The 25936-nt window shown below is 70.2% G+C and carries 20 protein-coding genes and 1 pseudogene; 13 read left to right on the forward strand and 8 right to left on the reverse strand.

The annotated features are described in order from the left end of the window. Positions 1–3: 3 nt before the first annotated feature. Positions 4–1245, forward strand: a complete 1242-nt coding sequence (locus JEK78_RS04140; protein WP_242483257.1) for a cation:proton antiporter — start codon at positions 4–6, stop codon at positions 1243–1245. Positions 1246–1382: 137 nt separating this feature from the next. Then, on the forward strand, positions 1383–2378 hold the full coding sequence (locus JEK78_RS04145; protein ID WP_200262742.1) for a TAXI family TRAP transporter solute-binding subunit: 996 nt from the start codon (positions 1383–1385) through the stop codon (positions 2376–2378). A gap of 71 nt (positions 2379–2449) precedes the next feature. On the opposite strand, the gene JEK78_RS04150 is transcribed toward JEK78_RS04145, so the two are convergent. Both JEK78_RS04150 and JEK78_RS04155 read right to left on the reverse strand, forming a co-directional pair. Then, positions 2450–3871 carry a HAMP domain-containing sensor histidine kinase gene (locus tag JEK78_RS04150; protein WP_200262743.1) on the reverse strand — a complete coding sequence of 474 codons (1422 nt, stop codon included), beginning with the start codon at positions 3869–3871 and terminating at the stop codon, positions 2450–2452. Between the two features lie 8 nt (positions 3872–3879). After that, the gene (locus JEK78_RS04155) at positions 3880–4575 is read right to left on the reverse strand and encodes a response regulator transcription factor (RefSeq protein ID WP_200262744.1); all 696 of its coding nucleotides are present in this window, start codon (positions 4573–4575) and stop codon (positions 3880–3882) included. Positions 4576–4888: 313 nt separating this feature from the next. On the opposite strand from JEK78_RS04155, the gene JEK78_RS04160 reads away from it, so the two are divergent. From JEK78_RS04160 to JEK78_RS04180, 5 genes are all read left to right on the forward strand, one after another. Beyond that, the gene (locus tag JEK78_RS04160) at positions 4889–5665 is read left to right on the forward strand and encodes an amino acid ABC transporter ATP-binding protein (RefSeq protein WP_200262745.1); all 777 of its coding nucleotides are present in this window, start codon (positions 4889–4891) and stop codon (positions 5663–5665) included. Positions 5666–5873: 208 nt separating this feature from the next. Beyond that, a complete protein-coding gene (locus JEK78_RS04165) occupies positions 5874–6710 on the forward strand; it encodes a glutamate ABC transporter substrate-binding protein (RefSeq protein ID WP_200262746.1) in 837 nt (278 codons plus the stop codon). An 84-nt stretch (positions 6711–6794) separates the two neighbouring features. After that, a complete protein-coding gene (locus tag JEK78_RS04170; protein ID WP_200262747.1) occupies positions 6795–7460 on the forward strand; it encodes an amino acid ABC transporter permease in 666 nt (221 codons plus the stop codon). After that, the gene (locus JEK78_RS04175; protein ID WP_200262748.1) at positions 7457–8335 is read left to right on the forward strand and encodes an amino acid ABC transporter permease; all 879 of its coding nucleotides are present in this window, start codon (positions 7457–7459) and stop codon (positions 8333–8335) included. The genes JEK78_RS04170 and JEK78_RS04175 overlap by 4 nt, the downstream gene beginning before the upstream one ends. 177 nt (positions 8336–8512) lie before the next feature. Continuing rightward, the gene (locus JEK78_RS04180; RefSeq protein ID WP_200262749.1) at positions 8513–10099 is read left to right on the forward strand and encodes an FAD-dependent monooxygenase; all 1587 of its coding nucleotides are present in this window, start codon (positions 8513–8515) and stop codon (positions 10097–10099) included. A gap of 328 nt (positions 10100–10427) precedes the next feature. On the opposite strand, the gene recX is transcribed toward JEK78_RS04180, so the two are convergent. The 4 genes from recX to JEK78_RS04200 form a co-directional block, all read right to left on the reverse strand. Continuing rightward, the gene (gene recX / locus JEK78_RS04185) at positions 10428–11210 is read right to left on the reverse strand and encodes a recombination regulator RecX (protein WP_242483258.1); all 783 of its coding nucleotides are present in this window, start codon (positions 11208–11210) and stop codon (positions 10428–10430) included. A 3-nt stretch (positions 11211–11213) separates the two neighbouring features. Continuing rightward, positions 11214–12326: a recombinase RecA gene (gene recA, locus JEK78_RS04190; RefSeq protein ID WP_200263986.1), complete on the reverse strand. Its 1113-nt coding sequence runs from the start codon at positions 12324–12326 to the stop codon at positions 11214–11216. 297 nt (positions 12327–12623) lie between these two features. Beyond that, positions 12624–13763, reverse strand: coding sequence for an AI-2E family transporter (locus JEK78_RS04195; protein ID WP_200263987.1), 1140 nt, complete (start codon positions 13761–13763; stop codon positions 12624–12626). A gap of 169 nt (positions 13764–13932) precedes the next feature. Further along, positions 13933–14127, reverse strand: a complete 195-nt coding sequence (locus JEK78_RS04200; protein ID WP_200262750.1) for a DUF3046 domain-containing protein — start codon at positions 14125–14127, stop codon at positions 13933–13935. 175 nt (positions 14128–14302) lie between these two features. On the opposite strand from JEK78_RS04200, the gene JEK78_RS04205 reads away from it, so the two are divergent. Next, positions 14303–19180 (forward strand): ATP-dependent helicase, encoded by a 4878-nt coding sequence (locus tag JEK78_RS04205; RefSeq protein WP_200262751.1) that lies wholly within the window; start codon positions 14303–14305, stop codon positions 19178–19180. Positions 19181–19358: 178 nt separating this feature from the next. Next, a complete protein-coding gene (locus tag JEK78_RS04210) occupies positions 19359–20168 on the forward strand; it encodes an Fpg/Nei family DNA glycosylase (protein WP_200262752.1) in 810 nt (269 codons plus the stop codon). Between the two features lie 147 nt (positions 20169–20315). Here the strand turns inward: JEK78_RS04210 and JEK78_RS04215 are convergent, their stop codons facing one another. Continuing rightward, the gene (locus tag JEK78_RS04215; RefSeq protein ID WP_200262753.1) at positions 20316–20588 is read right to left on the reverse strand and encodes a hypothetical protein; all 273 of its coding nucleotides are present in this window, start codon (positions 20586–20588) and stop codon (positions 20316–20318) included. 555 nt (positions 20589–21143) lie between these two features. On the opposite strand from JEK78_RS04215, the gene JEK78_RS04220 reads away from it, so the two are divergent. The 4 genes and pseudogenes from JEK78_RS04220 to JEK78_RS04235 form a co-directional block, all read left to right on the forward strand. Next, positions 21144–22721 carry an MFS transporter gene (locus JEK78_RS04220; RefSeq protein ID WP_200262754.1) on the forward strand — a complete coding sequence of 526 codons (1578 nt, stop codon included), beginning with the start codon at positions 21144–21146 and terminating at the stop codon, positions 22719–22721. A gap of 411 nt (positions 22722–23132) precedes the next feature. Then, a complete protein-coding gene (locus JEK78_RS04225; RefSeq protein WP_200262755.1) occupies positions 23133–23309 on the forward strand; it encodes a hypothetical protein in 177 nt (58 codons plus the stop codon). 127 nt (positions 23310–23436) lie between these two features. Continuing rightward, positions 23437–23631, forward strand: a complete 195-nt coding sequence (locus JEK78_RS04230; RefSeq protein ID WP_200262756.1) for a hypothetical protein — start codon at positions 23437–23439, stop codon at positions 23629–23631. A 177-nt stretch (positions 23632–23808) separates the two neighbouring features. Then, a pseudogene (locus tag JEK78_RS04235) lies at positions 23809–24582 on the forward strand (transposase); the annotation flags it as partial. On the opposite strand, the gene JEK78_RS04240 reads toward JEK78_RS04235, so the two are convergent. Continuing rightward, on the reverse strand, positions 24564–25814 hold the full coding sequence (locus tag JEK78_RS04240; protein ID WP_200262757.1) for a transposase: 1251 nt from the start codon (positions 25812–25814) through the stop codon (positions 24564–24566). The pseudogene JEK78_RS04235 and the gene JEK78_RS04240 overlap by 19 nt on opposite strands. Between the last annotated feature and the right edge of the window lie 122 nt (positions 25815–25936).

The raw sequence follows: 25936 nt of genomic DNA on the forward strand, positions 1-25936 counted from the left end.
CCGGTGCACTCAGCGACGCTGCTCATCGAGTTCGGGGCCATCATCCTCGGCCTCGGTCTCCTGGGTCGGTTCGCCGGCCGTTTCCGCCTGTCGCCCATTCCCCTGTACCTCATCGCCGGTCTGGCGTTCGGCGAGGGAGGGCTGCTGCCGCTGGGGGCGAGCGAGGAATTCATCGCCATCGGCGCCGAGATCGGCGTCATCCTCCTGCTGCTGATGCTCGGTCTGGAGTACACGGCGGGCGATCTCGTCACCAACCTCAAGGCCCACTATCCGGCCGGCCTGGTCGACGGCGCGCTCAACGCGTTGCCGGGGGCGGCGGTGGCGCTGCTCCTGGGATGGGGCCCGGTGGCCGCCGTTGTCCTGGCCGGGGTGACGTGGATCTCCTCGTCGGGTGTGATCGCGAAGGTTCTGGGAGACCTCGGCCGGATCGGCAACCGCGAGACGCCGGTCATCCTCAGTGTCCTGGTCCTGGAGGATCTGGCGATGGCCGTCTACCTGCCGATCGTCACCGCGCTGGTGGCCGGGGTGGGGCTGATGACCGGCAGCATCACCCTGGCCGTGGCGCTGAGCGCGGCAGGTCTGGTCCTGTTCGTGGCCGTGCGCTACGGAAGGATCATCTCCCGGTTCGTGTCCAGCGACGACCCCGAGAAGCTGCTGTTGGTGGTGCTCGGCGTGACGATCCTCGTGGCGGGCCTCGCCCAGCAGTTGCAGGTGTCGGCCGCCGTGGGCGCGTTCCTGGTGGGCATCGCCCTCTCCGGGGAGGTCGCCGAGGGCGCGCACACCCTGCTGAGCCCGCTGCGTGACCTGTTCGCCGCCGTCTTCTTCGTCTTCTTCGGCTTGCACACCGACCCGGCCAGCATTCCTCCGGTGCTGCTTCCGGCACTTCTGCTGGCCACCGTGACGGCGCTCACGAAGATCGCCACGGGGTACTGGGCGGCCCGCCGAGCGGGGATCTCCGAACGGGGTCGGTGGCGGACGGGTGGCGCTCTCGTCGCCCGGGGCGAGTTCTCGATCGTCATCGCGGGCCTGGCCGTCTCGGCGGGGATCGAGCCGTCGCTGGGGCCGCTGGCCACGGCCTACGTGCTGATTCTGGTCATCGTGGGTCCGTTGACCGCCCGCTACACCGAGCCCTTGGCCATGCGCCTGTCGCGACGGCTTCGGTCGGGCACCGGAGGGGGCGGGGGGCCGGGCCCCGTCACCGGCGCGGTGCCGACGGTCGCCGCCGAGGCCAGGGTCGGCGACTGACCTCCGGGTCGGGGCGGCGCGACCGCCCCGACCGAGGTTTCTCGCCACCGCCCGGGCCCCTGTCGCCCGACCACGGCGGCGGAGCGCTGTGATCCAGGCCCTGGCCGGATCGAACCGGGTCTGGCACGATCGCGCCCATGTCCCCCCGACGCCCCTCCATCACCGGACGTCGGGCCGCCACCGGCGCGGTGGCCGGCCTGATCGCCCTCGGTCTCCTCCTGTGGTGGCTGGTGCCGGTGGGTGAGGATCCGCCCCGAGGGACGATCACCGTGAGTACCGGCACGCAGGCCGGTGTCTACCACAAGTACGGGGAGCTGCTCCGCGACAGGCTGGCCCGGGACATGCCCGACCTGCGAGTGCGCCTGGTGCCCAGCGCGGGCTCCCAGCAGAACCTCGAGCGGCTCGCCTCGGGCGAGGCGGACTTCACCATTGCCGCCGCCGACGCGGTGGAGACCTACAAGATCGATGATCTTCCGGAGGCGGACCGATTGCGAGGGGTTGCCCGGCTGTACGACGACTACGTGCAACTCGTGGTGCCGGTCGACTCCGACATCCACTCGCTCGCCGACCTCCGTGGCAAGAGGGTCGCCATAGGTCTGCCGGACTCCGGGGTGCGTCTGATCGCCACGCGTCTGCTGTCGGCCGCCGGCATCGATCCCGAGCGCGACATCACGGCGCGGTCCGACGGCATCGACACCGGTCCGGGGCGGCTGGGCGAGGAGCTGGACGCCTTCTTCTGGTCGGGTGGCGTGCCGACGGACGGGCTTCGACAGACGGCTGAGACCTCCGCCTTCCGCTTCGTTCCCATCGGCGAGGAGCGCGTCGCCGAACTGCACGCGGAGGGGGGCGCGACGCGCTACTACCGCGCCGCCAACATGCCGGAATCGGCCTACCCGACCGTGCAGAACGGCTCGCCCGTGCCCACGATGGCGGTGTCGAACCTGCTGGTGACGCGCGACGACCTCGATCCCCGACTCACCGAGTGGCTCACTCGCACGGTGATCGAGAGCAGGGACGGCATAGGCGCACACGTCCACTCCGCGCAGTTGGTCGATCTCCGGACGGCGATCTACACCGATCCGGTGACCCTGCACGACGGCGCCCGACTCTACTACCGGTCCGTCAAGCCGTGACCCTCCGGCGGAGGCGTCGAGCGGGTCACCGCCTCGGGCCCTGGGTGCCCGACCGTGCCGGGTGCCCCACGTCAGGACTCGGGTGGCCGGCTCCTGGGTACCGTCACGGTCACCTTCAGTCCGTGCGGTTCGTGATGGTCGAACGCGATGCCGCCGCCGACACCGGCGAGCAGTGCACGGCAGATGGAGAGGCCGAGTCCGGACCCCTTGACGTTCTGGTGTCTTCCGCTGCGCCAGAACCGGTCGCCGACACGGGCGAGTTCGTCGTCGGGCAGTCCGGGCCCGAGGTCCGTGACCACCACGGTCGCCTCGTCGCCGCGTGAGGCGACCTCCACGCGCACCCCCTCGTCGCCCTCTCCCTCCGGAGTGAACTTGACGGCGTTGTCGATGACGGTGTCCAAGGCGCTGGACAGGGCGACCGGATCGGTCCAAGCGGTGGTCGGCGGACACTCCGCCGCCAGTCGCACCCCCTTGGCCTCGGCGGTCGGCGCCCAGGCGGCTACCCTCTCCGCGACGAGAGCGCCGATGTCGGTGACCGCGAGGCTGGGCGTCGCGTGCTCCGCCAGTGCCAGGTCGAGCAGGTCGTCCAGTACGCGGGCCAGGCGTCTGCCCTCCGCCTGCACCGACGCGATCTCCTCGTTGCCCTCCGGCAGTTCCAGCGCGAGAAGCTCGATTCGCAAGAGCAGGGCGGCGAGCGGGTTGCGCAGTTGGTGCGAGGCGTCGGCGACGAAGGCGCGCTGCTGCTCCAGCACGTCCTCCACGTGGTCGGCCATCTCGTTGAACGACTTGGCCAGGCGGCGAAGTTCCGGTGGCCCCCCGGTCGGCGCGACGCGCGACTTCAGGCGACCGGTCGCGATGTCGTGGGTCGTGGCGTCCAGGACTCCGACGGGGCGCATGACCCAGCCCGTCAACCGCCACGCCGCCACGACCGCCAGCAACATCGCCGCGGACTCCCCCGCCCCGATCAGGAGCCAGCCCCGCAGGATCCGTGCGCGCATGGCGTCGGTGGGGGAATCGGTGACCACGACGGCCACGACGTCCCCGTCCCGGATGACCGGTGAGGCGACGACCAGCCGCCCGGTCTGCCCGGGCCACACCTGCGAAGGGTCGTGGCTTCGCCTGCTGAGCAGAGCCTCCTCGAAGGCGGCGCGCACGTCTCCTTCCTTCGGGAGGAACCAGCTGGTCGGGGCGTTGGCCATGGGTATGTCGTTGCGGTAGAAGACACCGGCGCGGATTCCGTAGACGTCGTAGTAGCTGTCCAGCTCGCTCTGGAGCGTCCGCAACCGCTCGGTGCCGGTGGCGGAGGAACCGTCGGTGTCGTCGGCGTCGGTGACGAACTGCGCGAGCGCGGCGAAGCGAGCCGTGTCGTCGATGCGGTCGACGACGACTTTCTGTTGCTCGGCCCGGGCGAAGCTGATGCCGAGGGGAATCCCGAGGGCGAGCAGCACGGCCGCCATCAGGACGACGAGCAACGGCAGCAGTCTCGTACGCACCGTGCCGACTACCGTTCGGTGGGACCGGGCGCGACGAGTCGGTAACCAACGCCGCGCACCGTCTCGATCAGCGCCGGCAGTCGGAGCTTGGAGCGCAGAGAGGCCACGTGCACCTCCAGCGTGCGCCCCGTCCCCTCCCAGCTGGTCTGCCACACCTCGCTGATGATCTGCTCCCTGCGGAAGACGACTCCGGGGCGTTGGGCGAGCAGAGCCAGCAGATCGAACTCCTTGCGTGTCAGCGGGACGACCGCTCCTCCCGCACGGACGGTGCGGGTCGGCAGATCGATGTGGATCGGACCGAGCCGGAGATCGGTCTCGACGGTGGAGACGGGCTCGTCGGGGGCGTTCCGACGACTGACGGCGTGGATGCGAGCGAGGAGTTCTCCGGTGTCGTAGGGCTTGACCACGTAGTCGTCGGCGCCGAGGTTGAGGCCGTGGATCCGGGACCGCACGTCGGAACGGGCGGTCACCATGATCACCGGAGTCGCGGTGAGCTTGCGGATCTTGCCGCACACCTCGAACCCGTCCTGGTCGGGCAGACCTAGATCAAGCAGGACCACCCCGAAACCACTGCCCTCGGGGACCAGGGCCTGTAGCGCCTCCTCGCCGCTGCGCGCGTGGGTCACGGCGAAGCCGTGCCGGGTCAGGACCGCGGACAGCGCCGCCGCCACATGGTTGTCGTCCTCGACGAGCAGCAGTCTCATCCGGCCCTCCTTCGATCTCGTCGGCCGTACGCACCTCCTCGCGCGGGCGCGGCCCGACACGGGCGTCACGCGCGCGTCCCTGTTCGCACACCCGTCCCAAGCAGTCACGCCGAAGGACGGGGATCGAGTCAAGGGGGTTCCGGTTGTGGACCCCCGAAGTTACCCGGCCGATATACGCCCAGCTCACAAGTGCTACGACGGGTGTCCGTTTGCTACCGGATCGTGATGCTCAGATTCCCCTCAGATGTGATGACGCCGCTCGACACCTCTCACTACTGTCCACCGAAACCGAGGAGGACGGAGCCCAGAATCGATGACCGAAGTATCGGTGGCCAAGGAAGACGTGGCCAAGACCGGCGATCTGGTCGTCCTGAAGAGCGTCAACAAGCACTTCGGCGCGTTGCACGTTCTCCAAGACGTCGATCTGACGATCGCCCGCGGCGAAGTCGTCGTGGTCATCGGACCCTCCGGGTCCGGCAAGTCCACGCTGTGCCGTACCATCAACCGGCTGGAGACGATCGATTCCGGGACGATCACCATCGACGACAAGCCGCTGCCCCAGGAGGGCAGGGAGCTGGCTCGACTGCGAGCCGATGTCGGTATGGTCTTCCAGTCCTTCAATCTCTTCGCGCACAAGACGGTGCTCGACAACGTGATCCTCGGCCAGGTCAAGGTCCGCAAGGCGGATCGCAAGGCCGCCGAGGAGAAGGCACGACAGCTGCTCGACCGGGTCGGCGTGGGGGCGCAGGCGGACAAGTATCCCGCCCAGCTCTCGGGCGGCCAGCAGCAGCGCGTCGCCATCGCGCGGGCGCTCGCCATGGACCCGAAGGTCATGCTCTTCGACGAGCCGACCTCGGCCCTCGACCCCGAGATGATCAACGAGGTGCTGGAGGTCATGCAGCAGCTCGCCCGGGACGGCATGACGATGATCGTCGTCACACACGAGATGGGCTTCGCCCGCTCCGCCGCCAACCGGGTGGTGTTCATGGCGGACGGCAAGGTCGTCGAGGAGGCGACCCCCGAGCAGTTCTTCAGCAATCCGCGCAGCGACCGCGCCAAGGACTTCCTGTCGAAGATCCTGCACCACTGACTTCACGAGGCCGACCCAGGACGGTCGGCACCACGCTCGACGGCCCGCCGGTCCCGTAGGCCCGCCGTCGATTTCGGCCTGTACGCACCGGACTCCCGAGCCGGCGCGCCAGGCCCCCTGTCCAGGCGGCCCGACCGCGCGACGGCACCGTCCGTCCGAGACGGACGGTGCCGTCCGATCGCCCGATCACAGCCAAAGGATGTTCACCATGAAGCTCCGCAGAGTCACCGCGGCCTCGGCCACCGTCCTCGCGCTCGCCCTCGCCGCCACCGCTTGCGGTTCCGGCGACGACAGCGACGGGTCCTCCGGCGGCGACGACGAGAAGATCACCATCGGCATCAAGTTCGACCAGCCGGGCCTCGGCCAGAAGACCCCGCAGGGCTTCGCCGGCTTCGACGTGGACGTCGCCACCTACGTCGCCGAGAAGCTCGGATACAGCGAGGACCAGATCTCCTGGAAGGAGTCGAAGAGCGCCGACCGCGAGACGATGCTGCAGCGCGGCGACGTCGACTTCATCGCCGCCACCTACTCGATCACTCCGGAGCGCGCGGAGAAGGTCGACTTCGCCGGCCCGTACCTGCTCGCCCACCAGGACGTGCTGATCAGCGCCGACGACGACTCCATCGAGAAGCCCGAGGACCTCAAGGGCAAGAACCTCTGCTCGGTGGTCGGCTCGACCTCGGCCCAGAACGTCAACGACAAGCTGGGCCTCGAAGCCAACCTGCAGGAGTACCCGACGTACTCGGCCTGCCTCGGCGGCCTGGAGAACGGCGCCATCGACGCTCTGACCACGGACGACTCGATCCTGGCCGGCTACGCGGCGCAGGACCAGTTCGCCGGCAAGTTCAAGCTCGCGGGCTTCGACATGACCAACGAGAACTACGGCATCGGCGTCAAGAAGGGCAGCGACCTCAAGGAGAAGATCGACGAGGCGCTGGAGGCGATGGTCGCGGACGGCTCGTGGGACAAGGCCGTGGAGGACAACTTCGGTCCGGCCGACTACGACAACGAGCCCGCGCCCGCGATCGGCGACGTCAAGAGCTGAGGCAACGTCTGACCGGGTGCGCCCCCGTCGACGAGGGGCGGCGCACCCGGACGGACATCCCTACACGCGGAAGCGCGGGAGATCGTGTTCGACTTTCTTGAGGGTTACGACCTGCTGGGGGCCTTCTGGACGACGGTGCAGCTCACTGTGCTCTCCGCCGTCGGCTCCCTGGTCTGGGGCACTCTGCTGGCCGCCATGCGCGTCGGCCCGGTTCCCCTGATGCGCGGTTTCGGGACCGCGTACGTGAACATCGTGCGGAACATCCCACTGACAGTGATCATCCTGTTCACGTCGCTGGGCCTGAACCAGTCCCTGGGCATCAGCCTCGGGGCGGAGGACTTCGGAACGATCAACTTCCGGCTGGCCGTTCTCGGCCTGATCCTCTACACCTCGGCCTTCGTGTGCGAGGCGCTGCGCTCCGGCATCAACACGGTGCCGGTCGGCCAGGCAGAGGCGGCCCGCGCCATCGGCCTGAGGTTCACGCAGGTACTGGGCCTGGTCGTTCTTCCGCAGGCGTTCCGGTCCTCGGTCGGCCCCATGGCGAACGTGTTGATCGCGCTCACCAAGAACACCACGGTGGCGGCGGCCATCGGTGTCGCCGAGGCCGCCCTGCTGATGAAGAAGATGATCGAGAACGAGGCCCAGCTGCTGCTGATCTCCGCGGTCATCGCCTTCGGTTTCCTGGTTCTGACGCTGCCGACCGGCCTGATCCTGGGCTGGGTGGGCAAGAAGGTGGCGGTGAAGCGATGAGCTCCGTCCTGTACGACGCACAGGGCCCTCGGGCCAAGCGCCGCAACATCGTCCTCACGGCCGCCTTCGTGGTCGCCCTCGCGGCGTCGCTGTGGTGGGTGATCACCGCACTCGCGGAAAAGGGCCAGCTCGACTGGGTGAAGTGGGAGATGTTCTTCACCAGCACCGAGCCGTGGACGACATACATCTGGCCGGGTCTGCAGAACACCCTGACCGCCGCCGCCCTGGCGATGATCATCGCGCTGCCGCTGGGCGCCGCCCTGGGCATCGCCCGGCTGTCGGACCACACCTGGGTGCGAGTCCCGGCCGGAATCGTCGTGGAGTTCTTCCGGGCCATCCCCGTCCTGGTGTTGATGATCTTCGGTCTGGCGCTGTACGCGCAGTACACCGATGTGAGCTCCGAGGTCCGGCCGCTGTACGCGGTCGTCACGGGCCTCGTCCTGTACAACGCCTCGGTGCTCGCCGAGATCGTCCGTGCCGGAATCCAGTCCCTTCCCAAGGGGCAGTCCGAGGCCGCCCTGGCCATCGGCCTGCGCAAGAACCAGACCATGCGTCTGGTCCTGCTGCCCCAGGCGGTCACCGCGATGCTGCCCGCCATCGTGAGCCAGATGGTGGTGATCGTGAAGGACACCGCCCTCGGCGGCGCCGTCCTCACCTTCTCCGAGCTGCTCTCGTCGGCCAGTACGATGAGCGGCTACTACGGCGCCAATACCATCGCCAGCTTCACCGTGGTAGCGGTGATCTTCATCGCTCTGAACTTCGCGCTCACGACGCTCGCCGGGGCGCTGGAGCGGCGGCTGCGACAGGGGAAGAAGTCGAGCGGCGGCGCCGCGAAGTCCGCCGGCGCGCTCCCCGGTGCCACCACCGGCGACTGACGGCCGGTCGTTCCCTCTCTTCAAGTGACGGAGGCGGTGGCGTGGGCGCCGCCGCCTCCGTCACTTGACGCGTGCGGTGGCAATGGGTTGCATACGTTCTGTGATCGTGGACCCCGCCCCGCCTTCGTGTACCCCCGTGTCCGCCCGGACGCCATCACGGTCGGGAGGCGCGGCGACGTGGACCCCGTGATCGTCACCGGGGCGGGACCAGTGGGGCTGACTCTGGCCCTGGCACTCGCCCGTCAAGAGGTCCCCTGCCTCCTCTTGGACGAGGGCTCGGGAAGGGACGAACCGCGGACCGCCCGCACGGTCGTCCTCCGTGCCGACACCGTGTCCCTGATGGAGCGCCTGACCGGCCTGCCGCTCGCGGACGCCGGTACCGACTGGGTGGGATGGCGGGCCATGCGGCGAGGTCGGGTCGTGCGCGAGGAGCACTTCGAGCCCGGTCCCCGCCCCCTGCACGTCGGCCAGCACCTGCTCACGGACGCCCTGCGATCGGCACTGACCCGCGAACCGCTCGTCCGTGTGGTGGTGAACGCGCGCCTGGACGGCGTCGAGCGGGACGGCTCCGGCGTCACCGCGCGCACCCGCGGCACGGCGGACGACAGGTGGCGGGGTGCCTTCCTCGTCGGGTGCGACGGCCCCCGTTCGACCGTCCGCAAACTCCTGGACATTCGGTTCCCGGGTCGCACGGCGGTGGAGCGCCACGCCGTGGCTGCGCTGCGTACCGATCTGCCATGGGCGGGCCTGGCGGTCATGCACCGAAACCCCCCGTGGCCTACCTCGGGTCCGTCCGTCTCCGAGATCACCGCGTGTCCGCTGTCCGAGGGCGTGTGGCGACTGGACTGGCTCCTCCCACCCGGAAGGGACCTGGTCACACCAGAGTTCATGGTGCACCGAGTACGAGAGGCACTGACCGGCTGGGGCGCCGGGAAGAGCCCCTGCTACGAACTCCTCGACACCGGCGTGCACGTGGTGCACCACCGCCTCGCCCGCCGCTGGCGGGACGGCCGTGTCTTCCTCGCCGGTGACGCCGCCCACCTCCTCGGCGCGCTCGGCACGCACGGGCTCGACGAGGGCCTGCGCGACGCGGACAACCTGGCCTGGAAGCTGGCCGCCTGCTGGCACGACGGCCCGCGTGAGGCGCTCCTCGACAGCTACCAGGAGGAGCGGCGGGCCGCCGTAGCGGCGCGGCTTCGTGCGGCGGACCAGGTCCTGCCCCTGCTCAGAGGCGGAGGAGGGTTGCGGCTTCGAGTTCCCGGCACCTCCCGTGACGCCCTCCTCCTCGACGGCCGCCTGGGCCGAGGCGCGCTCGGTGCGCCGGTGAGCTACGCGGATTCACCCTTGGCGCCGCGGAGGCTGGAAGGAGGCGCCCGCGTGGACACCCGCCCGGGCGAGACCGCCGAGGACGTCGAGGTCACGGCCGAGGACGGCGACCGTGTCCGGTTGCGCGAACGCCTCGGGCGGGGGGCACTGCTGGTCGTGCTCGTCGCACCGGGCACCAGCGTGTGGGATCGACGGCACTGGGTGGGTGCCGGCGTCATGCCACGGCTGGCCGCCGCCGTGACGGCGCTGCCCTACCGCGCGGAGCTGCTGGTCGCCGACGGCTACCCGGGCGCGGCGCCCCATACCGTGCTGTTGGTGCGTCCCGACGGGTACCTGGTGACCGCCTTCGGCGGGGTTCGGCCCGCGGACCTGTACGGCGCCGCGGAGGCCGCGCTCGGGGGCTCGGAGGCGGCGACGACCGCCGTCGGTGCGTGCTGAACGGCCACAACCGGAGTCGCGGCCGGACCCCTCCCGGCGGTCGAGGACGGCGTGACGTGGCCGAAGCGGCCGGACCGAGTGCGGTGAGCCGGCCGTTGGCGCCGAGGGACCTAGGAACCGTGCCCACGCCCGAGATCGGAGCGAGACGGAGTCGTGATTCGCCCTCGATCGTCAGACCGGGGCATTCCGCGGATCAGCGCCGGTTGGGCGGCTCACCCTCCCCGACAAGGCCTCGGCCGACCTGCGGCTGTGGCCGTCCGCGTCGAGGGCGCACAGGGTGTGCGTCTACCCGGGATCGACGCCGGGGTCTCCTCCACGACCGGAGGTGTCAGACCGCTTCGTCGGGAGGGTCCACCTCCTCCCCCTCCTCTCGCAGGGCCTGTCGCACCACGCGGAGGGCGAGGCCCTCGGGGTAACCCTTGCGGGCCAGCACGCCCGCGAGGCGGCGCAGCCGCTTGTCCCGTTCGAGCCCGCGTGTCGCTCGCAGCTTCCTGCCGACGAGTTCGCGTGCGGTCGCCTCCTCCTGATCGGAGTCGATCCGGGAGACGGCGGCGTCGACAAGGTCGGGGGCCACGCCCTTGGTCCGCAGTTCTCGGGCGAGGGCCCGACTCGCCAACCCCCGACCGTGGTGTCGGGATTCCACCCATGCGTGCGCGAAAGCCACGTCGTCGATCAGGCCGACCTGCTCGAACCGGTCGAGCACCTCCTCGGCGACGTCGTCGGGCACGCGTCGCCGGCGCAGCTCCTCGGCAAGCTGCCCTCGGGTCCGGGGCGCCCCGGTGATCAGGCGCAGGCAGACCGCCCGTGCCCGCTCGGCCGGGTCAGGGTGCGACCCGTCCTGCCCGGCACCCGACGTGGCGGTGATTCCGGCGCCCCGGGCCGGAGGTAGGAGTCGGTCCCGTCCGCCCCCTCGCGCCGAACTTCCGTGTCGGGGCCGATCGGGCCCCCGGGCCGGGGGACCCTCGGGAGGGATGCGATCCGGGCCGGTCGTGGGGGACACGCTTCGGCCGACGCCGTCTCGGTCCTCGCCGCCGGCCGGGGTGCCCGAGGACCGTGAGCCGCTCACGGTGGTCCGGTCGACGTCGACCGGCCACTCGGTGCGTCGTGTCACGGATCAGCCCTTGGCCGCTGCGGTCTTGGACTTCGCCCCCTTGGTCGAGGCGGGGGCGGGTACGGTCGCCGTCCCCGATGCCGGGGAATCCGCCCCGCCCTCGCCGGTGGCTTCGGCGGGGTGGGTGCCGACGCCCAGCTTGTCCTTGATCTTCCTCTCGATCTCGTCCGCGAGGTCCGGGTTGTCCTTGAGGAAGTTCCGCGCGTTCTCCTTGCCCTGACCCAGCTGATCGCCCTCGTACGTGTACCAGGCACCGGCCTTGCGGACGAAACCGTGCTCGACCCCCATGTCGATCAGGCCGCCCTCGCGACTGATGCCCTGGCCGTAGAGAATGTCGAACTCCGCCTGTTTGAAGGGGGGCGCGACCTTGTTCTTGACGACCTTGCACCGGGTGCGGTTGCCCACCGCCTCCGTGCCGTCCTTGAGCGTCTCGATGCGACGGATGTCGATGCGCACCGACGCGTAGAACTTCAGGGCACGGCCTCCGGTGGTGGTCTCCGGCGAGCCGAACATCACGCCGATCTTCTCGCGCAGCTGGTTGATGAAGATCGCCGTGGTCTTGGACTGGTTGAGCGCGCTGGTGATCTTGCGCAGGGCCTGACTCATCAGCCGGGCCTGCAGACCGACATGACTGTCGCCCATCTCACCCTCGATCTCGGCGCGGGGCACGAGGGCGGCGACCGAGTCGATGACGATGAGGTCCAGGGCACCGGAGCGGACGAGCATGTCCGTGATCTCCAGCGCCTGCTCTCCGTTGTCGGGCTGGGACAGGATCAGGTTGTCGATGTCGACGCCCAGCTTCTTCGCGTACTCGGGGTCGAGAGCGTGCTCGGCGTCGACGAAGGCGACCTGTCCACCGGCCTTCTGCGCGTTCGCCACCGCATGGAGTGTGAGAGTCGTCTTGCCCGAGGACTCGGGGCCGTAGATCTCGACGACACGGCCCCGGGGCAGGCCCCCCACGCCGAGAGCCACGTCGAGCGCGGTCGACCCCGTCGAGATGACCTCGATCGGCTCCTTCGACCGCTCCCCCATGCGCATGACCGCGCCTTTTCCGAATTGTCGTTCGATTTGTGCGAGCGCGGCATCCAACGCCTTCTCGCGGTCGCTTCCCGCCATGGGTTCCACCCGGTTTGCTTGAGTCGATCGCTTCACGCCGGAGACGCTAGCGCCTGGCACCGACAACGCGCCCCGACGCCGAGCGATCTGTGGACAACTCCACCGCGGCGCCGACCCCGCCGCTCCCGAAGAGGTCACCCCCTCCGCACCGACGGCGCCGTCGAACCCCCATGAGAATGGATGTTCGATTTTCATGTCAAGCGCGCCACCACGCACCTCCGAGCGTACGCCGGAGACACCCGAGCACACCTCGGGGCGGGCCCGGACACCCTCGAAGCCCCGCGAGGCCGCGACCGCTCAGCCGACCTCCCCCACGGCACCCTCCACCGTCTCCCGCGCGCCACCCGCGCCCCCGTCGGGCACCACAGGCCGCGGGACGTGTCCTCGGCGTCCACTCACGCGCGGATCCTCCGCCACGTCGTAGCGGCGTACGTAGGCGCCGAGAAAGGCCTGCAGGGTGGCCACGGCGGGGATCGCGATCAGGGCCCCGACGGCACCGAGAAGCGCGGTCCCCGCCACGACCGAGCCGAAGGCGACCGCGGGATGGACATCCACGGTCCGCGCGGTCAGCTTGGGCTGCAACACGTAGTTCTCGAACTGCTGGTAGACCACCACGAAACCCAGCACCCACAACGCGTACCAGGGGTCCACCGTGAACGCGATCAGCAACGGCAGGGCTCCGGCGAGATACGTACCGATGGTCGGAATGAACTGCGAGACCAACCCCACCCAGACCGCGAGGGCCGGAGCGTACGGAACACCCAACACCTCCAGCAGGATGTAATGGGCGATTCCGGACACCAACGCCATCAGTCCACGCGAATACAGATAGCCGCCGGTCTTGTCCACGGCGATCTCCCAGGCCCGCAGCACCTCGGCCTGCCGCGACGGCGGCAGCACCGAACAGAGCGCGCGACGCAACCGGGGACCGTCCGCCGCGAAGTAGAACGAGAACAACATCACCGTCAGTAGCTGGAACAGGCCACCGAGGACCTGCGCGGAGACGTCCAGCACACCGGTGGCGCTGTTCTGTACGTAGTCGCGCAGCCAGTCCGACCGCAGGAGTCCCTCCTGGATGTCCACCCGCCTCAGTTCCGTCGCGAAGTGGGTGTTGATCGCCTCGATCACGGAGTCCAGGTACTGGGGGAAGTCGTCGACCATCTTGACGATCTGCCCCGCGAGCATCGACCCCAGCAGGGTGACGAAGCCCGCCGCCGCCGCCGCGGTCGTCAGGAAGACCAGGAAGGTCGCCGCCCCCCGCCGCACCCCCCGCCCGGCCATCCAACTGACCGCGGGCTCGATGGCGAGGGCCAGGAAGAAGGCGATCAGAATGTCGATCAGCAAAGCCGTGAGCTGGTGGAACGCCCAACTTCCGAACTGGAACGCCGCATACAGCGCGAGAGCGAGGAGCATTGCCCGCGGCAACCAGGGCGGCATGCGTCCGGGCCTGCCCGCCGGGTCGGGAGGGGGCGGCCCGCCCGACGAGGTCGGGGCGGACGGGGGTGTCTGGGGGGCTGCCTGCCCGGTCTCCTCTGTGGATGCCACGGACCAAGTGTCGCCCACCCCCGGGCGCGCGCCGACGCCGTCCCCCACGGGCTCCGCCCCGTCAGCGCAGGGCCCGCGGCACGTCCATGACAGCGCAGACCACCCGCCAGACCTCCTTGGCGTCCCACCCCTCGCGCAGCGCCTCGTGCACCGTCAGTCCGCCCAGTTCGGACATGACGTGATCGCGCGCGAAGGTGTCCGCGTACCCGGGACCGAAGTGGTCCGCCATCCGCTGCCAAAAGAGCGTCAACCGCATGGGCCCAGTATCCCGCCTCGGGGGCCGCCCCACGCCCACGCCCACGCCCACCGCGGCCACGACGGATGGCCAACGCCCCGGGCACTCGGCGAACCCCTCGGCGCGCCGGGCCACGCCTCACCCGCGCCGGACACGGTCCCGCCCGACTGTCGGTGGCGAGGTGCACGATGGACGCATGGCCAGCTCGACAACGCCCGCCCTGGACGGCTTCTCCCCCGCCACCCGCGCGTGGTTCCGTGCGGCCTTTCCCGCGCCCACTCCGGCTCAGGAAGGCGCCTGGCGGGCCATCGCCGACCGCTCCGACGTGCTGGTGGTCGCGCCCACCGGATCCGGCAAGACCCTCGCCGCGTTCCTCGCCGCTCTCGACGGGTTGACGTCCGCGGCGCCGCCCGCGGACCCCCTGAAGCGCTGCCGAGTGTTGTACGTCTCCCCCCTGAAGGCGCTCGCGGTGGACGTCGAACGCAACCTCCGCAGCCCGCTGATCGGAATCCGTCATGAGGCGGCGCGCCTCGGCCTCCCCGAGCCGGACGTCAGGGTGGGCATCCGATCGGGGGATACCCCGGCCGCGGAGCGACGGGCGCTGGCCATCCGTCCCCCGGATGTTCTGATCACCACACCGGAGTCCCTGTTCCTCATGCTCACCTCGGCCACGCGCGAGGCGCTGACCGGTGTGGAGACCGTGATTCTCGACGAGGTGCACGCCCTCGCCGGCACCAAGCGCGGCGCTCACCTCGCACTCTCGCTGGAGCGGCTCGACACGCTGTTGTCCGCGCCGGCCCGCCGTATCGGGCTCTCCGCCACCGTTCGTCCGGTGGACGAGGTGGCCAGGTTCCTCTCGCCCCGCCGCAAGGTCGAGATCGTCCAGCCGCCCTCGGGCAAGGAGTTCGACCTCTCCGTCGTCGTGCCGGTGGAGGACCTGGGCGAGCTGGTCGCCGGCGGCCCCGGGGAGAACGGAGAGGGCGATCGACCGTCGATCTGGCCCCACGTCGAGGAGCGGATCACCGAACTCGTGCGGTCGCACCGCTCCACGATCGTGTTCGCCAACTCACGTCGTCTCGCCGAGCGCCTGTGCAACCGCCTGAACGAGATCGCCTTCGAACGCGCCGGCGGCGAGCCCACCGAGGCACACCACGCACCGGCGGAGCTGATGGGCGGCTCGGGCTCGTCGCGGGGCGCTCCCCCGGTCCTCGCCCGCGCCCACCACGGCTCCGTCTCCAAGGAACAGCGGGCCCAGGTGGAGGAGGACCTGAAAGCGGGACGACTGCCCGCGGTGGTCGCCACCTCCAGCCTCGAGCTGGGTATCGACATGGGCGCCGTGGACCTCGTGGTACAGGTGGAGTCCCCGCCCTCCGTCGCATCCGGACTGCAACGCGTCGGTCGGGCCGGCCACCAGGTGGGTGCGGTCTCGGCGGGGGTGGTGTTCCCCAAGTACCGGGGCGACCTCGTCCAGGCCGCCGTGGTGACCGAGCGCATGCGCGAAGGCGCGATCGAAGCGCTGCGAGTGCCCGCCAACCCGCTCGACGTCCTGGCCCAGCAGATCGTCGCGATGACCGCCATGGACACCTGGCACGTGGACGAGCTGCTCGCCACCGTCCGACGTGCCGCCCCCTTCGCTTCCCTTCCGGAGTCGGCCTTCACGGCCGTCCTCGACATGCTCGCCGGACGCTACCCCTCCGACGCCTTCGCGGAGCTGCGCCCACGCGTGGTCTGGGATCGTGTCGCCGGCACCGTGGCAGGGAGGCCGGGTGCCCAGCGACTCGCCGTCACCTCCGGCGGGACGATCCCAGACCGAGGGCTCTTCGGCGTGTTCCTCGCCGGCGCCGACCCCAGGAAGGGCGGCGGCAGGGTCGGCGAGCTCGACGAGGAGATGGTCTACGAGTCCCGGGCCGGGGACGTCTTCACCCTCGGCACCACCTCTTGGCGCATCGAGGACATCACGCGCGACCGGGTCCTGGTCTCCCCCGCGCCGGGCGTGCCTGGCAGGCTGCCGTTCTGGAAGGGCGACCAGCTCGGCCGCCCGCTGGAGTTGGGCCGCGCCCTGGGAGCCTTCCTGCGAGAGGTGGGCGCCCTGACGGAGGAGGACGCGCGGGTGCGACTCCTGGCGGCAGGGCTCGACGCCTGGGCCGCGGGCAACGTCCTCGCCTACCTCGACGAGCAACGCCGGGCGTGCGGACACGTACCCGACGACCGCACCATCGTCGTGGAGCGTTTCCGGGACGAGCTGGGAGACTGGCGCGTGGTGGTCCACTCCCCCTTCGGCGCTCAGGTCCACGCGCCCTGGGCGCTGGCCCTGGGCGCCCGGCTCTCCGAGCGGCACGGTATCGACGCGCAGGTGATGCACGCGGACGACGGCATCGTGCTGCGCCTGCCGGACGCCGACCTCGCGGGCATGGATCTCCTCGACGCCGATCCGGTCCGCGACGGCACGGCCGCGAGCGGCGCGCACGAGAGCGGGGAAGCCCCGATCGGGGCGGCCGAGGTGGTCTTCGACCGGACGGAAGTCGAGCGGATCGTCACCGATCAGGTCGGCGGTTCGGCGCTGTTCGCCTCCCGCTTCCGCGAGTGCGCCGCGCGGGCCTTGCTCCTGCCCAGGCGCACGCCTGGCAAACGGACGCCGCTCTGGCAACAGCGGCAGCGCGCCTCCCAGTTGCTGGAGGTCGCGAGCGACTACGGCTCCTTCCCGATCGTCCTGGAAGCCGTGCGCGAATGTCTCCAGGACGTCTTCGACGTCCCCGGGCTGGTCGAGCTGATGGGCGATCTCGAGACCCGCCGGGTGCGCCTGGTGGAGGTCACCACCACCGAACCCTCCCCGTTCGCCCGGTCCCTGCTCTTCGGCTATGTGGCCCAGTTCCTCTACGAGGGAGACTCGCCCCTGGCAGAGCGCAGGGCCGCGGCCCTCTCCCTGGACTCCGGCCTGCTGGCCGAGTTGCTCGGTCGGGCCGAGCTGCGCGAACTGCTCGACGCCGAGGTACTGAGCGCGCTGGAGAGCGAGTTGCAGTGGCTGACCGAGGAGCGGCGGATCAAGGACGTGGAGGGTGTCGCCGACGCCCTCCGAGTGCTCGGGCCGCTGTCGGACGCCGAACTCCTCGACCGGGGCGCCCGCCTGGACTGGGTGCGGGAGCTGGCCCGAGCGCGCCGCACGATCAGGGTGCGCGTCGCCGGCGTCGAGCACTCCGCGGTGATCGAGGACGCCGGACGGCTGCGGGACGCCCTCGGCACGGCACTGCCGGTCGGCGTGCCCGAGGCTTTCACCGAACCGGTGCCGGACCCCTTGGGCGACCTCCTCTCTCGCTATGCCAGACGCCGCGGCCCCTTCACCTCGGCGACCGCGGCGGCCCGCTTCGGTCTGGGCGTGGCGGTCACGGACGGCGCGTTGCGGCGGCTGTCCGCGACCGGTCGCGTCGTCCGGGGCGAGTTCCACCCGGTCGGCGTCGGGCAGGAGTGGTGCGACGCGGAGGTGCTGCGTCGGCTCCGACGACGGTCCCTGGCGGCGTTGCGCCAGGAACTCGAGCCCGTGCCACCGGCTTCGCTCGCCCGTTTCCTGCCGCAGTGGCAGCACATCGGAGGCGGCCACACGCTCCGGGGCGTCGACGGGCTGGTGCGCGCCGTCGAACAACTCCAGGGCGCGGCGGTGCCGGCCTCCGCTCTGGAGCGTCTGGTCCTGCCCGCCCGAGTGGGCGACTACACGCCGGCGATGCTCGACGAGCTGACCGCGGCCGGAGAGGTGGTGTGGTGCGGCAACGGGGCACTGACGGGCAAGGACGGCTGGCTCTCCCTGTTCCTGGCGGACGCGGCGCCCCTGCTCCTCCCGCCGCCCGGGCCCTCGGAGACGACCGCGCTCCACCAAGCCGTCCTGGAGTCACTCTCGGGCGGTTACGGACTGTTCTTCCGACAAATCGCCGAACAGGTGGCCATCGCCCATCCGCAGGCCACCGACCGACAGCTGGCGGAGGCCGTGTGGGACCTGGTCTGGTCCGGATGGCTCACCAACGACACCCTGGCACCGTTGCGCACCTTCCTGGACTCCGGCCGGACCGCCGGGTCCACCGCCCACCGGGCCAGGCGCCGCACTCCCCGAGGCCGCTACGGCACTCCGGCGGGCGGTTCCCGGCCCGCTTCCAGGGGCGGACCACCGAGCGTCGCCGGCCGCTGGTCGCTGCTGCCGGGCAGGGAGGCCGACCCCACCGTCCGCGCCCACGCGCGGGCCCGGGTCCTCCTCGACCGGCACGGAGTCGTGACGCGGGGGGCCGTCGCCGCCGAGGGGGTGGAAGGCGGATTCCCCGCGGCCTATCGGGTCCTGTCCGCCTTCGAGGAGACCGGGCAGGCCCGACGAGGCTACGTGGTGGAAGGACTGGGGGCCGCCCAGTTCGCCACGGAAGGCGCCGTGGACCGGCTGCGGGCCGTCGCCAACGCGCGTGAACACGGTCGGGGGGTACCGACGTCGCCCCCTGCCGGTGGCGCGGAGCATGGCGACGCGCGTCGACTGGTCCCGTCAGGCCGCCCCGACGCCGACCGCTCGTCAAGCCCGGGGACTGCGTACCCGGCCCTCGACATCGGCTTCGCCGGTGGAAACGACGCCCAGGCCCAGGATGGCCGTTCGCCCGCGCCGCCCGATCACCCACACGGTCCCGGGTACGGAGCCGGTCCCCCGCGACGCGGGGCACCGGCGGCCGTCGTGCTGGCCGCGGCGGACCCGGCGAACGCCTATGGCGCCGCACTCGCCTGGCCCGAGCCTGTCGGCTCCGCCGGACACAAGCCCGGTCGCAAGGCGGGTTCGCTGGTGGTCCTGATCGACGGCGAGCTCGCCCTCTACCTGGAGCGGGGCGGAAAGACACTGCTCGCGTGGCCCGCGGACCCCGAGGTCCTCCCCATGGACGACCCCCGTCTACGACCGGCGGCCGAGGCACTCGCCGCGGCGGCGCGCTCCGGATCGATCGGCACGCTCACCATCGAACGGGTGAACGGAAGCAGTGCTCTGACCTCGCCCTTCAGCCCTTGGTTGGAATCCGCGGGCTTCGCCGCCACCCCTCGCGGGCTGCGTATCCGGGCTTGACATCCGCCCAGCCCCCAGGAGGGGTTCCCTCGATCGCGTCCACCGGGGCCAGCGGCCCCGGTTCCTCGCCCCTGGGGCGAGACGACCGTGCGTGCACGGTGTGTGCTTGGTTCTCTCTCCGCGCGCCGGAGGTCTGCGGTGACGGTCTGACGAGCCGGACGGTGTCACCCTGGGACGCATGCCTGAGGGAGACTCGGTCTGGCGGGCGACGCGGACATTGCACGATGCTCTCGCGGGCAGGGTGGTCACGCGGAGCGATTTCCGGGTGCCGCGCTACGCCACCGCGGACTTGACCGGACGCACGGTCCTCGAGGTCGTTCCACGGGGCAAGCATCTCCTCACTCGGTTCACCGGCGGCCTGACCCTGCACACACACCTCCGAATGGAGGGTGCCTGGAAGGTCTTCGCCCCCGGCGCTCGGTGGACCGGGGGGCCGGTGCACCAGATCCGCGTGGTTCTGGGCACCGCCGATCGCTGCGCCGTCGGATACCGCCTTCAGACACTCGACCTGCTCCCCACCTCGGAGGAACACCGCTTCGTCGGGCACCTGGGCCCTGATCCGTTGGGTGACGACTGGGACGGCGACTCGGCGCGCCGCAACCTGTCGGCGGACCCGACCCGTCCGATCGGTGAGGCGCTCCTGGACCAGAGGAATCTCTCCGGCCTGGGCAACGTCTACAAGAGCGAGCTGTGCTTCCTCCTGGGCGTCACCCCCTGGCTCCCCGTCGGGGACCTCCCCGCAGATCGGGCGACGACGCTGCCCGATCTCGCCCGGCGACTCCTGCGAGCCAACCGCGAGCGTCCGGTCCGGAACACCACGGGTCTCCGCTCGCCCGACCTGTTCGTCTATGGCCGCTCCCGTCTCCCGTGCCTGCGGTGTGGCACACCGATTCGGTTCTCCGTGCGAGGCGACGGCTCACTGGCGCGTCCGACGTACTGGTGCCCTCGTTGTCAGTGGGGTCCGGTGCCCTCGTCGCCGGATCGATGAGGCCCTGCGTTGCCGACGCGGGCACCCTCACCACCATCCGGTCGGAGGGGTGGACCACGTTCTCCTCCGGTGAGCGCCGGCCCGGGAGTCAAGCGGTGAGAGGGAGGCAGCATGTCCCAACCAAGATCGGGGCGATGTCGCCACGTGTCACCGGCGACTTCGTTCGGAGGGAGTGCAGTGCACGGGCAACAGACTCAGCCCCCACCCCGTCGCCAACACGACGCCCTCCAGCGCTCCGGCCTCGGGTACCAGTACCAGCCGGAACGCCGACCACCAGCACAGCGCACCGGCCCCGACCAGAATCCCCCGGCTCAGGGCGCCGCTCGTGCCCCACTGCCATCGCCCCGCGCGGAGCGACATGCCCCGTTCGGGAACGGACGGGTCGGGCGGCGTCAGCCGTTCTCGGCTCGGAGCATCCAATGGTGATCCACTTGAGCTCACCTCACCTGACGCGGAGACCTCTCGACGAACCCACTCCGGAGTCCCTCCGTTCCTGACGGAAGCCTCCTCCTGGTCGGCAGTGTCTCGCGGCCCGGGACGTGCCGCATCCAGAGAGTCTGCCGCCGCCCCCGAGACGGGGGGCGATCGCCAGGTCACACGCGCCCCCCGCCTGCCCCGCTTCGGGTCCGACCTGCCGGGCCACGACGTACCGGATGTCGCGCGACGACGCCGAGCCCAGCCTCGGGGATCGACCCACGAGACGAAGGGCCACCTAGCGTGACCGCCGACAGGTCGTCACGAGGGGACTGCTCGACAAGCACGGCGATCCACCCCGCGCTTCGCCGTCGACGACGGGAATCGGCGACACGTGTGAGCGCGGATACCGGTCGACCGGACCGAAGGAACGCGGACTCTCCGAATGTCCCCATACAGAGCGCGCCGCACTCCGATTCACACAATCGAGCGCAAGCCAAATGCGCCAATAATATCAGGAGTTCACGTCCGGGCGAGCACCTCGTACTGTACTCTTCGAGCATGATCCGGGTCAGAAATACTCCGCGCGCCTCTCGCTGGACCAAGAGAGAACGCGCCACTCTGATCGTCACCGCTTTCGGCATGTTGACGGTCTACCTGGACGTGCTGATGCTGAACACCGCACTGCCCAATATTCAAAGAGAGTTCAGCGCGGGCGAATCCGGCCTGCAGTGGTTGGCCAGTATCTACAGCCTCGGACTCGCCGCCTTCACCATGTTCGCAGCCGCTCTCGCCGACCGATTCGGACGCAAGCGCGTCTTCATGGCGTCCCTTCTCCTTCTCGGCGTGGGCTTCCTGAGCGCGGGACTTGCCACGACTCTGGCCATGATGATGGCGGCCCGCGGACTCCAGGGCATCGCTGCGGCGGGGGTCATCGTCACATCGCTGGCCTTGGTCAGCAACGCCTTTCGAAGTCCGGGCGAGCGGGCCAGAGCCATCGGGATCTGGACCGGGATCGCCAGTCTGGGGACAGCCGTCGGCCCACCCCTCGGCGGAGTTCTCGTCGAGTTCCTCGGATGGCGCAGCGTCTTCCTGCTGAGCATTCCGGTCGTCGCAGTGCTCCTCTTCTTGTCGCCCCACTACCTGGCGGAGTCCCGAGAACGTGGAATCCAGAGTCTGGACTGGTGGGGACAGATCTTGTTCGCGCTCGCCATCGGCTCGCTGACCTACGCCCTCATCCAGGGACAGAAAGCAGGGTGGAGCTCTCCGACGATCATCTCCCTGTTCGCCTTGAGCGCTTTCAGCTTCGCTCTCTTCGCGAGGCACGAGAACACCAGGGACAGCCCGATGCTGGACGTGAGCCTTTTCCGGGACCGCGTCTACTCACTGTCCATGGCGACAATTCTGGTTCAGTTCTTCTGCACCTATGGCCTGCTGCTCATCATCACCCAATACTTCCGTAACATTCGCGCCTATCCTCCGATTCAGGCAGGACTCTTCACCCTGCCGTTCGTCGGGGGCATCGTGCTGGGCTCCCCGTTCGTCGGGCGTCTCGTGAGCCGCTTCGGGAACCGGCCGCTCGTGCTGTCCGGGCAAGTAGCACTGTTCGCCGGTCTCCTCATCGTCGCCGTCGGCATGTCCACGGCCCCGGCAGTGGTACTGGCAGGTCTTCTCCTGGCCGGATTGGGGTCCGCCTGCCTGTTGACCTCCATCGCCTCGTTCGCCATGACGGCCGTGCCCCCGCACCGCGCCGGGATGGCGGCCGGAATCATGAACACCCAGCGAGCGGTCGGCTCCACTCTCGGCTACGCAGTGGTGGGGACCACCCTGGCCGTCTGGCTGGGAACGACCCTCGACGGTGCCCTGCGCGACACGATCCCCGACTCGTCTCTCAGAGGCTCGGCTGTCGAAGAGATCATCGGGGCGGCGAACCCACATGCCATCGCATCGGGAATCGCCCTCGGCCCCGGGCCGACGCACCGCCTTCCGACCCACGTCCGCGATGCCGCCGTGGCCGCCGCCGAGGGCGACTTCATCCAGGGCAGCCAGCTCGCCCTCGGAGTGTCCGCGGGCCTACTGGCCCTGGTGTCCGCCTCGTTCATCGTCGGCACTCGCGCACAGCACCCACCGAGCCGTTGACCAAGAGCCAAGGGCGTCCAGGACGCCGCTCCGTGCCCCAGCGGGCACCAGAACACCGGCATGGGCGCCAACCGTCCACCGAGGTCGCCTGCGGTGTAGAGGGGACACGATTCGAGATGGCGCGGGTCGGTCGATGTCTCCGCGCGGGCGGAGGAAGCGATTTCGTGACCGTCGCAGTCCAGAACGGCCTCGGGTACGCGGCGAGCGTGGGCCGGCCGCCGCACCGTGCCGCGGCACAGCGGACGCCCGCGTCAGAGTGGTCGGGGCACTCGCCGGGTGACCTCGCTTCCCGCCGTCAGCGGAAGCGAGGTCACCCTGTCGAGAAGTCCACACGGGGGACGACCCGCCGCCAGAACTCTCCTATGGTTATGCCACGAACGAAACACGCAAACCCGACATTGGGAGGCGGAGATGGATTTCACCGACATCGACCTCAGTGACCCTAGGTTCACTCAATTGAGAGAGGACGACAAGGGCGAGGTAGGGGCCGAGCAGTTCGCTATAGCGGCGACCCCTGCCAGCATAGCTTGGACCATCATAGCGGTGACGTGGTCCGGCGCCATAGCGTACTACGCGGCATGCACTTGAGGGTTTCGAGTTCGCAGGTTTCCGCCTGCCCAAGGGGACGCACGTCCACGAGCTCTCCACAGTCAACAGCAACGGTCACACAGGGAACGCAGTTTGCACAGACTCCGACCGAGATTGGAATCGAGAGATGTACAGGCTTGAAGAGAAAGTCGAGGCTCTGACCGAAGGTCTGGGGACACTCGACGAAGCAAACCAAGGTGAATTGAACGTCGAGTCCGGCCAGGCGGTCCTGTGGGCGCTGGCGGCAAGCCTGGTCGCGGCCGCGGCCCTGACCGGTGCGATGTGGGGAGCCATCGTCATGGGCAAGAACGCCGGCGGTTGAGCACAGGTCGCGGGCCCGGGGCTGTCGAAGTGCGGGCCAGGCCTGGTTCGAAGTCTCGGTGACGGCGCTTCCCCCCCTGTAGGTGGACACCTTCGATCCGGCCCCGCAGGGGACCGGCCAGAAGGAGTCATTTATGGTGATGAGGGTCTACTCGCCCGAGTTCAAGGCCGACGCCGGCGGATGCGCACGGACCGGGTGATGCGCCGCCCGACCCCGTCCCTCAAGGAGTACGCCCAGACCTATCCCCAGGGCGGGAGGCCGCCGAAGCACGGCAAGGAGTTCCGCTTCGCCAAGCCCGAGACCCGGGGCGAGCCCGACGCGGAGACGGTGCAGGTCACCGACCGCTACGGCACCGCGACGGCCATGGCCTGGGACCGCCTCCACCCCAAGCTGACCACCCGCTCCGCCTGGATCGACCACACCGGCGAACTCCCCGTCATCGAGGGCACCCAGATCCGTCTCTCCGTCGACCACCTGCCCGGCGGCCAGGACCCCCTCCCGGTCTGGCTGTGGTCCTCGAAGACCGGCATGACCGGCGCGGACGTTGACCTGCGATGGCAGGTGTTCCTTCGCCGCTTCGACCTGGAACACACCTTCCGGATGATCAAACAGACACTCGGCTGGACCCGCCCGAAACTACGGACTCCCCAGGCCGCAGACCGCTGGACCTGGATCGTGATCGCCGCCCACACTCAGCTCCGGCTCCTGCGCGAGGCCGCCGCCGACCTCCGCCGCCCCTGGGAGAAGCCAGTCGCGCCGTCCCGGCTCACCCCGGCCCGCGTCCGCCGGGGGTTTCGCAACCTCCGCCCGCACCTGCACTGCCCGGCCCGCGCGCCGAAACCATCAACGCCAGGACCAGGGAGACCAGTTGGCTCGAAGAACCGACACCCGGCCACCCGTCATGACGACTCTGTTGCGCATTTTGGCTGGTGCTACGCGGCGAGTTGGTAGACGAGGCGGGACAGGCGGCTTGTCCAGGATCGTCTGGTGCGGTGGGGCTGGCGGCTGGCCCAGTGGGCGTCGAGCCGGATGATGTTGATCGCGGTGGCGGAGAAGGCGTGTTGGAGGGTGACCTTGGGCAGGCCGCGGTAGCGGGCCCGGCGCATCCCGGTGACGTCGAGGGCCTGGTTGATGGTGCCCTCGACACCTGCACGCAGGGCGTACTTGGCCTGCCAGGTGTCGCTCTTCTGCTCGGCGCGGGCGGCGGTGACGTGCTCGTGGACCTCGCGGGGCCGCAGGGTGAGCATGCGATTGCCGCGGACGGCAGCGGTGCACCGCTCGCGGGAGGGGCAGGGGCGGCAGTCACCGCCGGCGAAGGCGATCACGATGGCGTCGCGGCCGTGCTGTTGCACGGGATACCAGCCGGTGCTGGTGCTGCCCTCGGGGCAGGTCACCTGGCGGGTGTTCCAGTCGATCCGGAACGCGGCCTTGTCGAAGCCCTCGGCCTCCCGTGCCTGGCGGGAGTGGTCGCCGAGGAGCGGGGTGATCATGGTGATGCCGTCGCGGGCCGCGTCGGTGACGAGGTCGGCGGAGGGGTAGCCGGAGTCGAGGTAGTGCTCGCCCGGCTTGACCTGGCGTTCGGCCAGGCGGTGCTGGATGGCGGCGGTGGCAGTCACGTCCGGCGCGGTCGAGGCGGTGGTGGCCACGTCCGTGATCAGGTGCGGGGCGCCGGCCGCGGCGGGAGCGGTTCCGTCAGTGCCGCCCGCACCGTCAGTGCCGTTGTCGTTGTCGCAGGTCTCGGTGAGGTGGACCTTGTAGCCGCACCAGAACAGCTCGTCTCCCTTCGCCGACCAGCGGGCATCCGCGTCGTAGGGCGAGGCGAGCCGCAGTTGTCCGGGCGGGACGCCGTCACTGTCGGCCTCCCGCTTCCTGACCACCTCCCGTCCCCGGGCGTTGCAGGTGACGTGGTAGGTCTGCACGAAGATCCGCCGCAGCAACTCCACCGGCTCCACTTCGCGCAGCCAAGCGGGGGCATCCGGCTCGCGCACGGCGCGCAGCAGCACGAGCGCGTCCTGCCCGTAGACCTCGGCGAGCCGGTCCCGCCTGGTCTTCGACGACGGCAGCCGCCAGGAATCCACGCGGGCCGCATACCGCAGCTCCCACTCGGCGACCCGCTCAGCCCCGAACCGGCCCGCCAGCCAGGACGGCGCCGCACCGGCCAGCGCCTCCAGCACCGCGCGCACGCTCTCCCGGCCAGCTCCAGACGGTTCAGGTCCCGCACCGCACTGATCACGTGCGTGGAGTCCGTGCGCTGTTTCCCGCCCGCGCCGACCAGGCCCTTGCCGCGGCAGTGCTCCAGCAGCCG

The organism is Streptomyces sp. HSG2 (assembly GCF_016598575.1).
Lineage (GTDB): Bacteria > Actinomycetota > Actinomycetes > Streptomycetales > Streptomycetaceae > Streptomyces.